Raw genomic sequence first — 14,197 nt, forward strand, 5'->3', positions numbered from 1 at the left:
CCATGCATCCCTTCATCCTTGGCATTACCGGCACCTCCGGCAGCGGCAAGACCACGCTGATCACGGCACTGCTGCCGTGGTTCCGCGCACAGGGCCTGACCGTCAACGTGATCAAGCACAGCCATCATCCGCTCGAACTGGAGCCGCCGGGCAAGGACAGCGCGCGCTTTCGCGGCGCCGGCGCGGCCGAGGTGATGGTGGCATCGCCCTATCGCTTCGCCATCGTGCGCGAACTGGCCGACGAGGCCGAGCCGACGCTGGCCGAGCAGGTGGCGCGCCTGCGGCCGGCCGATATCACGCTGGTGGAAGGCTTCCGGCGCGAGGCGATTCCGCGCATCGAGGTCTACCGGCCGGCGCACGGGCGCGCGCCCTACTACCCGGGCGACCCTTCGATCGTCGCACTGGCCACCGACGCGCGCATGGATACGGTGCTGCCTTGCATGGCCCTTGACGACATTGCACAGGTGGGGGGCTTCATCCTCGCCATGAAGGACGAGGCGGGGGCGGCGAGCGCGGCCGCCGCGTTCAGTCGCTCGCGCGACGGTGCAACGGCCAGATGACGTTCACGGCCTCGCCATCGTTGCGGTAGGCGTGGCAGGTGTCCAGTATCCAGGGCCGGGGTACGGGCTCGTCTCCCGCCAGCTTGGCATGCCACGGCGACTGTTCGCGCTGGACCGACATGATGGTCTGCATCGCGGTGGTGGCCAGCGGCCCCAGCAGCTCGGTCAGGTGGGTACAGCCCTTGGCGCCCCCCAGGCGCGCCCTGGCCTGCTGCCGGAAGCCGCCGCCGATGCGCAGGCCCTCGAGCTGCCGATAGGCGGCGTTGATCTCCGCGCAGTATGGCGTCGGTCCGGTCTCGGTGCGGGCCTCGAAGCGCCGGATCACCAGGTCCGCGCCGATCGTCATGCACAGGCGCATCTGGTGAATGAAGCCCCCGTCGGGCACGCTGACAAAGGGCAGTTCGGTGGCGTCGGCGGAAATATCATCCATATCGACCTCGATGTCATAGAGGCCATCGTCGCGCAGATAGCCGCGGCATTCGATCTGGCGGGTGTGACGCAGCGTGCGTCCGGGTTGGGGCGTGGGGGCTGTTTCCATGCGTGTTTCCGTCGGGCTTCTGGTATTGCCGGTCATGATGGACGCTAGCGGCGCCGGAATCGCCCCCCAGTATCGGGTGGCGCGGCTCCGGTGCCGCGCAGGATCGCCGCCAGATGGCTACCAGCTGCTGTCCGAGCTGCCCGCGCCGGAGGCACGGTGGCTGGCAAAGTGTTCCAGCAGGAAGTCCACCAGCGCCCGCACCTTGTCCGGGCGATGGTTGCGCGCCGGGAACACCAGGTGGATATCCGCGGGCGCGAACTGCCATTGGGGCAGCACCCGGCGCAGGGCGCCGCTGCGCAGGGGCTCCGCAACATCCCACTCGGAGCGCACGATCAGGCCCTGGCCATCGAGCGCCCAGGCCAGCGCCGATTCCCCGTCATTGGTGCTCATGGTGCCGCGGACCTTGATGGTCTCCTGCTGCGCGCCATGGCGCAGGTGCCAGGTGCCGAAGGTCTCGTCGGCTTCGCGGATGAAGATGCAGTTGTGCCGCGCCAGCTCGCGCGGGCTCGATGGCTCGCCCCGCGCTTCCAGGTAGGACGGCGCGGCACAGAGCAGGCGGCGGTTGTTGGCCAGCAGGCGCGCCGTCAGGCGCACGTCCGGCATCTCGCCAAAGTGGATCATGGCGTCCAGGCCCTGCTCGACCAGGTTCAGGGGCCGGTCGGTCAGGTAGAGCTGGACCTCGATATTCGGACAGCGGCGCGAGAACCCCGACAGCGCCGGCGCGATATGCCGCCGTCCGAAGCCGAGCGTGGCGCCGATCTTCAGCAAGCCGTGCGGGGTGCTGCCGGTGCCCGCGATCGATCGCTCCAGCGCCTCCATCTCCGCGAGGATCCGCGCTCCCTCCACCAGATAGCTCTCCCCTTCCGGCGTCAGGCTGATGCGGCGCGTGGTCCGGTGCAGCAACCGGACGCGCAGCCGTGCCTCCAGCCCCGCCAGCCGCTTGCTGACGGCGGGCGGCGTCACGCCAAGCTCCTGCGCGGCGCCGGTCAGGCTGCCCTGCTTGTTGATGCACGCAAAGAACGCGACGTCCGAGAGGTTATCCATTGGTGAATACCAGGAAACAAAGAAGTAACTGAGTTTGAATTATGTGCCCATAGGTGAATGATACGATGGTTTCCATAACGATTCCTAAACCAGGAGACACCCATGAAAGTTGCCCACCTCACGGCCTTGCTGCTGTGTGCCGCGTCGATCGGCACGGCCGCGGCGCAGTCCTATCCCCAGCGCCCGGTGCGTCTGGTCGTGCCGTACGCCCCGGGCGGCAGTGCCGACATCGCCGCCCGCCTGGTCTCGGATGCCTGGTCGAAGAGCCTGGGCGGCACCATCGTGGTCGAGAACCGTGCCGGCGCCGGCGGCAATATCGGCGTCGATGCCGTGGCCAAGGCCGCCGCCGACGGCTACACCATCGGCCTGCAGACGGTGTCCCTGGCCATCAACCCGGGTCTGTTCCCGCGCATGCCGTATGACACGCTGAAGGACCTGGCCCCGATCGGCATGGTCGCCAGTTCGCAGCACGTGCTGGTGGTCAACAACAACGTGCCCGCCAGGAACCTGCAGGAACTGATCGCCGCTGCCAGGGCCACGCCGGGCAAGCTGACCTACGGGTCCGCGGGCAACGGCAGCACCTTCCATATGTCGGCCGAGCTGTTCAAGTCGGTGGCCAACGTCTCCATCGTCCACGTGCCGTACCGCGGCGGCGGCCCGGCCCTGGTCGACACCATCGCGGGCCAGGTCGACATGAGCTTCCCGGTGATCTCGGCCGCGCAGCAGCATGTGCAGGGCGGCAAGCTCAAGGCGCTCGCCGTCACCGGCAGCAAGCGCGCGCCGCAGTTGCCCAATGTGCCGACCGCGGCCGAGGCGGGCCTGCCCGGCTATGCCTTCGAGACCTGGTTCATGGTGTTTGCCCCGGCCGGCACGCCCAGGCCCGTGATCGACAAGCTGAACGCGGCGCTGAACACCGCGCTGGCCGCGCAGGCAACCCGTGAGCGCATGCTCAAGGAAGGCTTCGAGCCCACCCCGACCACGCCCGAGGCCGCGCGCCAGCGCCTGGAAAAGGAGATGCTCGTGTGGGCCAACCTGATCAGGCAGCGCGGCATCACCGCGGAATAACGACAGACAAGGCAGTTGCCATGACCCCCAAGACGCTATACCAGAAGCTGGTCGACTCCCATACCGTGGCCAGGCTCGACGACGACAATGTGCTGTTGTACTGCGACCTGCACCTGATGAACGAGTACACCAGCCCGCAGGCCTTCGCCGGGCTGCATGAACAGGACCGCGGCGTGCTGGTGCCCGGACAGAACGTCTCGGTGGTCAGCCATATCATCCCGACGCACCCCACCGCGATCCGCGTGATCGCGGATCCGGCCTCGGCGCTGCAGGCCACCAACCTGCGTGCCAACTGCGAGCGGCACGCGATCCCGCTGTTCGACACCAACGACACGCTGCAGGGCATCGAGCATGTGATCGCGCCCGAGCACGGCATGATCCGGCCGGGCATGGTGGTGATCTGCGGCGACAGCCATACCACCACCTACGGTGCGCTCGGCGCGCTCGGCTTCGGCATCGGCACCTCCGAGGTCGAGCATGTGCTGGCCACCCAGACGCTGGTCTACCGGATGGCCAGGACCATGCGCATCCGCGTGGACGGCAAGCTGCCCGCCGGGACCACCGCCAAGGACCTGATCCTCAGGATCATCGGCGCGATCGGCGCGCAAGGTGCACGCGGCTATGTGGTGGAGTACTGCGGATCGGCGATCCGCGACCTGAGCATCGAGGCCCGCTTCACGCTGTGCAATATGACTGTGGAGGCCGCGGCGCGCGGCGCGCTGATCGCGCCGGACGCGGTCGCCACGGACTATGTGCTGCGCCGCGCCGTGGATATCGAAGGCCCGCAGCGCGACGCCGCGCTCAGCTACTGGGCGACTCTCCAAAGCGATGCGGACGCCGTGTTCGACATGGACTTCGTGTTCGACGCAAGCGAGATCGAGCCCTACGTCACCTGGGGCACCAGCCCGGACCAGGTACTGCCGGTTTCCGGCCAGATCCCGTTCCCGGAAGACCAGCTCGACGAGGCCGAGCAGCGCTCGGTCGAGCGCGCGCTGGCGTACACGCACCTGCAACCGGGCGCCGCGCTGGCAGGCACGCCGATCCAGCACGTCTTCATCGGCTCCTGCACCAACGGCCGCATCGAGGACCTGCGCGCGGTGGCCAGCGTGGTGCGCGGCCGCAAGGTGGCCGCGGGGGTCAGGGCCATGGTGGTGCCCGGGTCGGGCGCGGTCAAGGCCCAGGCCGAGCGCGAGGGCCTGGCCGAAGTCCTCACCGCCGCCGGCTTTGAATGGCGACAACCGGGCTGCTCGATGTGCCTGGCCATGAACGACGACGTGCTCGCCGACGGCGTGCGCTGCGCTTCCACCACCAACCGCAATTTCGAGGGCCGGCAGGGGCGCGGTGCCATCACCCACCTGATGAGCCCGGCCATGGCCGCTGCGGCCGCCGTCACCGGCGTCATCACCGACGTCCGCAAGCTGGAGATCACCCATGCCTGAACCCACCTGCATCGCCGGCAAAGGCGCCGCCATCCGCTTCGAGAACCTCGATACCGACCAGATCATCCCCAAGCAGTTCCTGCGCGGGATCGACAAGTCGGGGCTGGCCGAGGGCATTCTCTACGACCACCGCTTCGACGCCAGCGGCGCGCCGCGCCCTGGCTTCGTGCTGAACCGGCCCGAGTACGCCGGCGCCAGCATCCTGGTGAGCGGCGCCAACTTCGGCTGCGGCTCCAGCCGCGAGCACGCCGTCTGGGGCCTGCAGCAATTCGGCATCCGCGCCGTGATTGCGCCGAGCTTCGGCGAGATCTTCTATTCGAACGCGATGAACAACCGGCTGCTGCTGGTGATGCTGCCACGCGAGGTGATCGGGCCGTTGATGAACGACGTGGATGCGGACGCGGCCAACACCATCAGCATCGATGTCGAGGCGATGCGCGTGCGCACGCCCTCCGGCGACTACGCCTTCGAGCTGTCGGCACGGCACCGCCGCATGTTTATCGAAGGGCTGGACATGATCGGCCTGTCGCTGCGGCAGCGCGGCGAGATCGAGCAGTTCATCCAGCAATACCGGAGCGCGTTCCCGTGGACAACGAACGTGGCCAGGCGCACGCGCGACCGCCTGAGCGCGACCTGAAGCCTGCCCTGCAAGCGCGTCGCCTCCGCGGCGCGCTTGCCCCGCTGCAAACGACAAGGATCAACACCACCCCACACTTCGTTCCCGCACCGCCGCCACCGTTTGATGCCAGTCAATTCCATGTCGTCAGTGTGTCCGCATGATTTCCACACGACGACAGGTGCCCGCCACGCAGGCATGGGCACCGCGAAACAGCTTTCCTCACCGCTGATCCACGGCACCCATGAAAGCAAAAAACTGGCTGTACCCGGCAATCGCGGCATTGCCGCTCTCACTCTGGCTCGGGCTGCCACATGCAGCCACCAAGGCAGAACCGAAGGCGGAACCGAAAGCCGCCATCCCCACCCTCACTGCCGCTGAGTTCGACCACGCCCGGCAGATCTACTTCGAGCGCTGCGCCGGCTGTCACGGCGTGCTGCGCAAGGGCGCGACCGGCAAGGCGCTGACGCCGGACATCACCCGCGCACGCGGCACCGAGTACCTGAAGACCTTCATCAAGTACGGCAGCCCCGCCGGCATGCCGAACTGGGGCACCTCGGGCGATCTTACTGACCCGGAAGTCGACCTGATGGCGCGCTATATCCAGCTCGACCCGCCGACCCCGCCCGAATACTCGCTGGCCGATATCGAGAAAAGCCGCAAGGACATCCTGCCGGTGGCCCAGCGTCCGACAAAGAAGATGAACCAGTACAACCTGGACAACCTCTTCTCGGTGACGCTGCGCGATGCCGGCGAGGTCGCGCTGATCGACGGCGACAGCAAGCAGATCATCAATATCGTCAAGACCGGCTACGCGGTGCATATCTCGCGCATGTCGGCGTCCGGGCGCTACCTGTACGTGATCGGCCGCGACGCGCGGCTGGACCTGATCGACCTGTGGCTGCCCAAGCCCGATATCGTCGCGGAAGTGAAGGTCGGCATGGAGGCGCGCTCGGTCGAGACCTCCAAGTACAAGGGCTATGAAGACAAGTACGCCGTGGCCGGCTCCTACTGGCCGCCGCAGTACGTGATCATGGAAGGCGACACGCTCAAGCCGCTCAAGGTGGTCTCCACGCGCGGCATGACCGTGGACAACGAATACCACCCCGAGCCGCGCGTGGCGGCCATCGTCGCCAGCCATTTCCATCCGGAGTTCGTGATCAACGCCAAGGAGACCGGCAAGATCCTGATGGTCAACTACTCGGACTTGTCCAACCTGAAGACCACCACCATCGATTCGGCCAAGTTCCTGCATGACGGCGGCTTCGACGCCACCGGCCGCTACTTCCTGGTGGCCGCCAATGCGTCCGACAAGATTGCCGTGGTCGACACCAAGGAAGACAAGCTGGCCGCGCTGATCGACGTGGGCAAGACCCCGCATCCGGGGCGCGGCGCCAACTTCATGCATCCGAAGTTGGGCCCGGTCTGGGCCACCAGCCACCTTGGCGACGAGACCATCAGCCTGATCGGCACCGACCCGGCCGGACACCCGGCGCAGGCGTGGAAGGTGGTGCAGACCATCAAGGGCCAGGGCGGCGGCTCACTCTTCATCAAGACCCACCCGAAGTCGTCCAACCTGTGGGTCGACACGCCGCTGAACCCTGACGCCAAGCTCAACCAGTCGGTGGCGGTGTTCGACACGCGCAACCTGGAAGCCGGCTACAAGGTGCTGCCGATCGCCGACTGGGCCGGCCTGAAGGGCGCGGGCGCCAGGCGCGTGGTGCAGGCCGAGTACAACAAGGCCGGCGACGAGGTCTGGTTCTCGGTCTGGGGCACCAAGGACGGCGAGTCCGCGCTGGTGGTGGTCGACGACAAGACCCGCACGCTCGAGACCGTGATCAAGGACAAGCGCCTGATCACCCCGACCGGCAAGTTCAACGCCTATAACACGCAGCACGACGTGTACTGAGCCGGCGCCACCATGCGTAATCACATCGCCTGGCGGCGCGCTGCGCTGGCGGGGCTGGCAGCGGCCTTGCTGGGCGCAGCGCCCGGCGCGGCGGCCCAGCCCACCGCTGCCCGGCAGGCGCAGCTTGCGCACTGGCTGCGCGATGACTGCGGCGCCTGCCACGGCATGACGCTTGGCGGCGGGCTGGGCCCGCCGCTGACGCGCGAGGCACTGTCCGGCAAGCCGCCCGAGGGCCTGGTCGCCACCGTGCTGTACGGCCGCCCCGGCACCGCGATGCCGCCCTGGCAACCCTTCATGACGCAGGATGAAGCCCAATGGCTGATCGATCGACTGCAGGCCGGCAAGCCACCGGCCGCCTCGCCGCAAGGCAACTGATCCGCGGCCTGGCCGCGGCCTTGTGCGCCACCGTTGCCGCCGCGCTGGTGGCCGGTTGTGCCAGCGCCGCGCGCGGCACCGGCGACCTGGGCGTGGTGGTGGAGCGCGCCGCCGGACGGCTGCAGATCGTCGAGACCACCGGCATGACCCGGCTGGCAACCGTGGAAGGACTCGGTGATTTGTCCCATGCCAGCGTGGTGTTCTCGCGCAACACACGCTACGCCTATGTCTTCGGCCGCGACGGCGGCCTGACGCGCGTGGACCTGCTCAGCGCCCGCATCACCCACCGCGTGCTGCAGGCGGGCAACAGCATCGGCGGCGCGATCTCGCAGGACGGCCGCGTGGTGGCCACGCAGAACTACGCGCCCGGCGGCATCCGCCTGTTCGATGCCCAGACGCTTGAGCCGCTGGCTGACCTGCCGGCCATCGGCAATGACGGCCGCCGCTCCAAGGTGGTGGGCCTGGCCGACCTGCCCGGCCGCCGCTTTGCCGCCAGCCTGTTCGAATCCGGCGAAATCTGGATCATCGATGCCGGCGATCCGCGTCAGCCGCAGGTGACACGCCTGCCCGCCGGCCGCGAGCCGTACGACGGACTGGTCACGCCCGATGGCCGCTGGTACCTGGCCGGCCTGTTCGGTGAGGACGGCCTGGCGCTGGTCGACCTGTGGCAGGCGCCGCTGCAGTCGCGCCGCGTGCTGTCCGGCTACGGCCGCGGCAGCGCGCCGCTGCCGGTCTACAAGATGCCGCACCTGCGCGGCTGGGCCATGGCCCAGGGCTTGGCCTGGCTGCCGGCGATCGGCCGTCATGAGGTGCTGGTGGCCGATCCCGCCAACGGCTGGCAGCAGGCCGCGCGCGTGGCGCTGGCCGGCCAGCCGGTCTTTGTGATGGCACGCCCCGACGGGCGCCAGGTCTGGGTCAACTTCGCCTTCCCCCACAACGACACGGTGCAGGTGATCGACACCGCCACGCGCCAGGTGGTGCGCACGCTGCATCCCTGCCGCGGCGTGCTGCACATGGAGTTCACGCCCAAGGGCGAGTCCCTGTGGCTGTCCTGCCGCGACGACAACCGTGTCGAGATCTACGACACCGCCAGCCTGGCGCGAATTGCCACGCTGCCCGCCGACAGCCCCAGCGGCATCTTCTTCACCGTGCGCGCGCAACGGTTCGGCATGTAAAGGGACACCATGTACGATGAACTGAGCGTCTACGACACCCTGCAGCGCGATTTCCCGCTGCAGCCGCGGCCCTACCAGGCGCTGGCCGGCAAGCTCGGCCTGTGTGAGCACACGCTGCTGAGCCTGCTGGCGCGCGACCTGGGCAACGGGCGCATCAGCCGCGTCGGCGCGGTGTTCGCGCCCAACGTGATCGGCGTCAGCACGCTGGCGGCGCTGTCCGTGCCGCCGGCCCAGCTGGACCGCGTGGCGGCGCGCGTCAGTGCCTGCGCGGCGGTCAGCCACAACTATGCGCGCAGCGGCCATCCGTACAACCTGTGGTTCGTCGCGGGCGCGCGCGAGCGCCGCATGCTCGATGTCACGCTGGCGTCGATCGGGGAAATGACCGGCCTGGCGCCGCTGGACCTGCCCATGGCCCGCGAGTATCACATCGACCTCGGCTTCCCGCTCGCGCGCCCGGGCAGCGCACGCGCCCGCCGCGCTGCCAGCGCGGCCGCTCCCGCCGCGCCTGTCGCCCTGGACGATGACGACTGGCGCCTGGTGGCCGCACTGGAAGCCGGCCTGCCGCTGACGCCACGCCCGTTCCACGCACTGGCAGCGCAAGCGCGGATGGCGATGCCTCAGGTCCTGGAGCGGCTGACGCGCTGGTCCGCGCAGGGCGTGATCCGGCGCCTGGGCGTGGTGCTGCAGCATGGGCGCTTCGGCTTCGGCCACAACGCCATGTGCGTGTGGGATGTGCCCGACGCGCACGTGGACGCCATCGGCATGCGGCTGGCGCGGCAGGCGCGCGTGACCCTGTGCTACCGCCGCGCGCGCCGGCTGCCCGACTGGCCCTACAACCTGTTTGCGATGGTCCATGCGCGCAATGCGCAAGACTTGCTGCCCGCGCTGGCGCGCATCCATGCCACCGCCGGGCTGGAACATGCGCCCGGGACCGTGCTGGTCGGCACGCGCTGCTACAAGCAGCGCGGCACACGCTATGCCATGCAGGTGTCGGCATGACCCGTGCCATCGCCGCACTCGACCCGCTCGACCGCCGCATCATCAACGCGCTGCAGCGCGGCCTGCCCCTGGTGCCGCATCCGTATGCCGAAGCGGCGGCGGCGCTCGGCATCACCGAGGCCGAACTGCTGGAGCGGCTGCGCGCACTGCTTGCCGCAGGCGTGCTGACACGCTTCGGCCCGCTGTACCAGATCGAGCGCGCGGGCGGCAGCTTCGTGCTGTGCGCCTGCCATGCACCCGCCGAGCGGATGGACGCCGTGATCGCTGCCATCAACGCGCACCCCGAGGTCGCCCACCACTACGCGCGCACGCATCACCTGAATCTGTGGTTCGTGCTGGCGGTGGCGAGGCAGGAAGATGTCGCGCCGGTACTCGCGCGCATTGCGGCGGCGGCCGGCGTCGAGATCCTGCCGTTCCCGAAGGAACGCGAGTTCTTCGTCAACCTCTACCTGCCCGCCTGATGCCCGAGCCTGTCGATCCCGTCGACCTGGCGCTGATCCGCGCCACGCAAGCAGGACTGCCGCTGGTGCCGGCGCCCTACGCGGCAGTGGCCGGCGCACTCGGCCTGACCGAACAGGAAGTGATGGCGCGGCTCGCCGCGATGCATGCGCGCGGCGTGCTGCGCCGTATCGGCGCCGTTCCCAACCACTACCGGCTGGGCTGGCGCGCCAACGGCATGACCGTGTGGGACGTGGACGATGCGTTCATCGACATGCTCGGCGAGCGCATCGGCGCCCTGCCCTTCGTCAGCCATTGCTATCGCCGTCCGCGCCACTTGCCGCATTGGCCCTACAACCTGTTCGCGATGGTCCATGCGCGCTCCCGCCAGGACGCCGCGCCGCAGGTTGCCGCGATCGCGGCACTGCTTGGCGACGCCTGCCGCGCGCACGACGTGCTGTGGTCCACCCGCATCCTCAAGAAAACCGGGCTGCGCCTGCCGCCGCCCGGCCCAGACCAATAGGAAACCCCGCCCATGTTCCGCCTGTCCCGCTTCATGGAAGCCCTGCGCGATGCCGGCCCGGTGCCGCCGCCGCGCAAGCCCGCCGGCCCGGTGGTGATCTGGAACCTGATCCGCCGCTGCAACCTCAACTGCCGGCACTGCTATGCCACCTCCGCCGACACGGACTTCAAGGGCGAGCTGGATACCGCCGAGGCGCTGCGCGTGCTCGACCAGTTGCGCGATGCGCGCGTGCCCGCGCTGATCCTGTCCGGGGGCGAACCGCTGCTGCGGCCGGACCTCTACGAGATTGCCGCACGGGCGCGCGCACTCGGCTTCCACCTGTCGCTGTCGTCCAACGGCACGCTGCTCGATGCGGGGCATGCCGCGCGGCTAGCGGCAGCGGGCTTCGACTACGTCGGCGTCAGCCTGGACGGCCTGCCCGCCACGCACGACCGCTTCCGCCGCAGCGACGGCGCCTTTGCGCAGGCGCTGGCGGGCCTGCGCGCCGCGCGTGCGGCCGGCCTGCGCGTGGGCGTGCGCATGACGCTGACCGAAGCCAACGCGGCGCAACTGCCCGACCTGGTGGCGCTGACCGAGCATGAGGGCATCGACAAGTTCTACCTGTCGCACTTCAACTATGCTGGCCGTGCACGCAGCCATCGCGCCGAAGACGCGCACCATGCGCGCACCCGCGCCGCGCTCGACTGGCTGTTCGACCACGTCTGGCAGCGCACGCAGCAGGGCCATGCGGGCGACTTCGTCACCGGCAACAACGATGCGGATGGCGTGTACCTGCTGTACTGGATCGCCAGGCGCTTGCCGCATCGCCTGGTGGATATGCGCCAGCGACTGGAACACTGGGGCGGCAACGCCACCGGGGTCGGCGTGGCCAATATCGACAACCTCGGCAATGTCCATCCCGACACGATGTGGTGGCACGTGACCGTGGGCAATGTGCGCGAGCGGCCGTTCGGCGAGATCTGGGCCAGCCGCGCCGATCCGCTGATGGCGGGCCTGGCCAGCACGCCGCGTCCGCTGCAGGGGCGTTGCGCAGGCTGCGCATATCGCGCCATCTGCAACGGCAATACCCGGGTGCGCGCCTTTGCGCTGACAGGCAACGCCTGGGCGGAAGACCCGGGCTGCTACCTGAGCGATGCCGAGATCGCGCATGCGCCGGGCACGGAGGTGGCGGCATGAAGACCGTACTCCGATGGCTGGTCGGCCTGGCCTTTGCCTGCGCCACGCAAGCCGCCATGGCCGCCGACCCCGCGGCGCTCTACAGCCAGCACTGCGCCGCCTGCCATGGCGCGGACCGCCTCGGCGCCATGGGCCCCGCGCTGCTGCCGGAAAGCCTGGAACGCCTGCGCGCCAGCGAACTTGACCAGGTGCTGCACGCTGGCCGCGCCGCCACGCAGATGCCGGCATTCGCCGGCACGCTGGCCGAGCCCGACTTGCAGGCCCTGGCGCGCTGGCTGCGCACGGCACCCGCAGCCACGCCGCAATGGAACGCGCAGGCCATCCGCGCCAGCCATATCGTCCACCACGCCCCCGGCAGCCTGCCGGCGCGGCCGCTGTTCGGCGCCGATCCGCAGAACCTGTTCGTGGTGGTGGAGGCCGGCAGCCATCATATGACCGTGCTCGACGGGGACCGGCTGGCACCGGTCCATCGCTTTGCCACCCGTTTTGCGCTGCACGGCGGCCCCAAGTTCAGCCGCGACGGCCGCTATGTCTACCTGGCCAGCCGCGATGGCTGGGTCAGCAAGTACGACCTGTGGAACCTGGCCTATGTGGCGGAGATCCGGGTCGGCGTGAACACGCGCAACATCGCCGTCAGCGATGATGGCCGCTGGGTGCTGGCCGGCAATACGCTGCCGCGCACGCTGGTGCTGCTCAATGCCGAAGACCTGTCGCTGGCGCGGGTGATCGACGTGAAGGGGCGCAATGACGAGGCCTCGCGCGTCTCCGCCGTCTACGACGCCGCGCCGCGCCACAGCTTTATTGCCGCGCTGAAGGATATCGCCGAGGTCTGGGAGATTCCGTACGCCGATGCGGCCGGTGCGCCGCTGCCGGCGCTGGCACCTCGCGTGGTGGTGCTGGACGATGTGCTCGACGACTTCTTCTTCGACCAACCCTATCGCCATATCCTGGGCGCCTCGCGCAAGGGTGGCGGCCAGGTGATCGACCTGCAGCAGGGTCGAAAGGTCGCGGCGCTATCGCTTGGCGGCATGCCGCACCTGGGCAGCGGCATCACCTGGCAGCGCGACGGACGTGAAGTGATGGCCTCGCCCGACCTCGGCCAAGGGCGCATCACGGTGATCGACATGCAGGACTGGCACACGGTCTCCACCATACCGACCAACGGTCCGGGCTTCTTCCTGCGCAGCCATGAAAACACCCCCTACGCCTGGGCCGACGCCATGATGAGCCCGAGGCGCGACACGCTGCAGGTGATCGACAAGCAAAGCCTGCGGGTGGTCGGCAGCGTTACGCCGAGCGCGGAGCGCACCGCTGCCCACGTCGAATTCACGCGCGACGGGCGCTACGCGCTGGTCAGCCTGATGGAGCGCGACGGCGCCATCGTGGTGTACGACGCGGCCACCTTGCAGGAGGTCAGGCGCCTGCCGATGGACAAGCCCATCGGCAAGTACAACGTCTTCAACAAGACCACGCGCTCGGCCGGCACCAGCCACTGAGCCGGCGTGGTGATGCCCGATCGCAGGAGCCCGAGATGAATCCACCCCTGAAATCCGGCAAGGTCTGGCTGGTCGGCGTCGGCCCGGGCAGCCCGGACCTGGTCACGGTACGCGCCATGCGCGCGCTGGCCGCGGCCGAGGTCTGGCTGGTCGATGACCTGATCGCGCCGGAGATGTCCTGCTATGCCAGCCCCGGCACCCATGTTGAGTGGGTCGGCAAGCGCGGCGGGCGCTGCTCGGTCAGCCAGGAACGCATCCAGAAGTTGACGCTGCAGCACGCGCTGGCCGGCCGCAGCGTGGCGCGCGTCAAGGGTGGCGATCCGCTGCTGTTCGGGCGCGGCGGCGAAGAAGCCGCCTTCCTGCGCGGCCACGGCGTGGCCGTCGAGATCGTCAATGGCATCAGCAGCGGCATCGCCGCCGCGCAGGCACTGGGGATTGCGCTGACGCACCGCGCGCACTGCCACGGCGTGACCTTCGTAACCGGCCATACCAGCGCGCACGGCTCGCCCGACTGGCAGGCGCTGGTGCGTGGCGGCACCACGCTCGTGATCTATATGGGCATGAGCCGGCTCGCGGCGATCCGCGACGGCTTGCTGGCGGCGGGCATGCGCAGCGACATGCCGGCGGCGGTGGTGATGCATGCCGGCAGCGAGCAGGCACGCAGCTGGACCGGCACGCTCGGCACGCTCGCCGAAGCGCTCGCGGCGGGGCTGGCCAGCCCGGCCGTGATGCTGGTGGGTGGGGTGGTTGCAGACACGCTGCAAGCGGTGCACGCGATCGTGCCGGACGCTGGCTCGCTGGCCGCATAGCGTCGGCTGCCAGCAAGTTCTACCGAGTTCCGGCG

Annotated in this window: 15 protein-coding genes; 13 read left to right on the forward strand and 2 right to left on the reverse strand. The window is 69.1% G+C overall.

Annotated features, from left to right (window positions below; all coding sequences use genetic code 11):
- Positions 1-2: 2 nt before the first annotated feature.
- The gene (gene mobB / locus C265_RS19165) at positions 3-560 is read left to right on the forward strand and encodes a molybdopterin-guanine dinucleotide biosynthesis protein B (protein WP_010810865.1); all 558 of its coding nucleotides are present in this window, start codon (positions 3-5) and stop codon (positions 558-560) included.
- Here mobB and C265_RS19170 read toward each other — a convergent pair.
- Together C265_RS19170 and C265_RS19175 are read right to left on the reverse strand one after the other, a co-directional pair.
- The gene (locus C265_RS19170) at positions 526-1,098 is read right to left on the reverse strand and encodes a DUF2889 domain-containing protein (RefSeq protein WP_010810864.1); all 573 of its coding nucleotides are present in this window, start codon (positions 1,096-1,098) and stop codon (positions 526-528) included. The two genes, mobB and C265_RS19170, sit on opposite strands and share 35 nt — an antisense overlap.
- Before the next feature lie 117 nt (positions 1,099-1,215).
- On the reverse strand, positions 1,216-2,142 hold the full coding sequence (locus tag C265_RS19175) for a LysR family transcriptional regulator (RefSeq protein ID WP_010810863.1): 927 nt from the start codon (positions 2,140-2,142) through the stop codon (positions 1,216-1,218).
- 102 nt (positions 2,143-2,244) lie between these two features.
- Here C265_RS19175 and C265_RS19180 point away from each other — a divergent pair, with 102 nt between their 5' ends.
- The 12 genes from C265_RS19180 to cobA all read left to right on the forward strand — a co-directional run bounded on the left by C265_RS19180 (position 2,245) and on the right by cobA (position 14,162).
- Positions 2,245-3,207: a tripartite tricarboxylate transporter substrate binding protein gene (locus C265_RS19180; protein ID WP_010810862.1), complete on the forward strand. Its 963-nt coding sequence runs from the start codon at positions 2,245-2,247 to the stop codon at positions 3,205-3,207.
- Positions 3,208-3,227: 20 nt separating this feature from the next.
- Positions 3,228-4,646, forward strand: coding sequence for a 3-isopropylmalate dehydratase large subunit (gene leuC / locus C265_RS19185; protein ID WP_010810861.1), 1,419 nt, complete (start codon positions 3,228-3,230; stop codon positions 4,644-4,646).
- A complete protein-coding gene (gene leuD, locus C265_RS19190) occupies positions 4,639-5,283 on the forward strand; it encodes a 3-isopropylmalate dehydratase small subunit (RefSeq protein WP_010810860.1) in 645 nt (214 codons plus the stop codon). The genes leuC and leuD overlap by 8 nt, the downstream gene beginning before the upstream one ends.
- Before the next feature lie 223 nt (positions 5,284-5,506).
- Complete coding sequence (locus tag C265_RS19195; RefSeq protein WP_010810859.1) at positions 5,507-7,171, forward strand: nitrite reductase; 1,665 nt, start codon at positions 5,507-5,509, stop codon at positions 7,169-7,171.
- 12 nt (positions 7,172-7,183) lie between these two features.
- The gene (locus C265_RS19200; protein WP_010810858.1) at positions 7,184-7,546 is read left to right on the forward strand and encodes a cytochrome c; all 363 of its coding nucleotides are present in this window, start codon (positions 7,184-7,186) and stop codon (positions 7,544-7,546) included.
- Entirely contained in the window at positions 7,486-8,721 is a 1,236-nt protein-coding gene (locus tag C265_RS19205; RefSeq protein ID WP_010810857.1) for a cytochrome D1 domain-containing protein, read from the forward strand. The genes C265_RS19200 and C265_RS19205 overlap by 61 nt, the downstream gene beginning before the upstream one ends.
- Before the next feature lie 9 nt (positions 8,722-8,730).
- A complete protein-coding gene (locus C265_RS19210) occupies positions 8,731-9,720 on the forward strand; it encodes an Lrp/AsnC family transcriptional regulator (protein WP_010810856.1) in 990 nt (329 codons plus the stop codon).
- Positions 9,717-10,181 carry an Lrp/AsnC family transcriptional regulator gene (locus tag C265_RS32260; RefSeq protein WP_010810855.1) on the forward strand — a complete coding sequence of 155 codons (465 nt, stop codon included), beginning with the start codon at positions 9,717-9,719 and terminating at the stop codon, positions 10,179-10,181. The genes C265_RS19210 and C265_RS32260 overlap by 4 nt, the downstream gene beginning before the upstream one ends.
- Positions 10,181-10,681 carry an AsnC family transcriptional regulator gene (locus C265_RS32265; protein ID WP_010810854.1) on the forward strand — a complete coding sequence of 167 codons (501 nt, stop codon included), beginning with the start codon at positions 10,181-10,183 and terminating at the stop codon, positions 10,679-10,681. The genes C265_RS32260 and C265_RS32265 overlap by 1 nt, the downstream gene beginning before the upstream one ends.
- 12 nt (positions 10,682-10,693) lie before the next feature.
- Positions 10,694-11,857, forward strand: coding sequence for a heme d1 biosynthesis radical SAM protein NirJ (gene nirJ, locus C265_RS19225; RefSeq protein WP_010810853.1), 1,164 nt, complete (start codon positions 10,694-10,696; stop codon positions 11,855-11,857).
- Complete coding sequence (locus tag C265_RS19230; protein ID WP_010810852.1) at positions 11,854-13,353, forward strand: cytochrome D1 domain-containing protein; 1,500 nt, start codon at positions 11,854-11,856, stop codon at positions 13,351-13,353. The genes nirJ and C265_RS19230 overlap by 4 nt, the downstream gene beginning before the upstream one ends.
- A 35-nt stretch (positions 13,354-13,388) precedes the next feature.
- A complete protein-coding gene (gene cobA, locus C265_RS19235) occupies positions 13,389-14,162 on the forward strand; it encodes a uroporphyrinogen-III C-methyltransferase (protein WP_010810851.1) in 774 nt (257 codons plus the stop codon).
- Positions 14,163-14,197: the final 35 nt, after the last annotated feature.

The organism is Cupriavidus sp. GA3-3, assembly GCF_000389805.1.
GTDB lineage: Bacteria > Pseudomonadota > Gammaproteobacteria > Burkholderiales > Burkholderiaceae > Cupriavidus > Cupriavidus necator_D.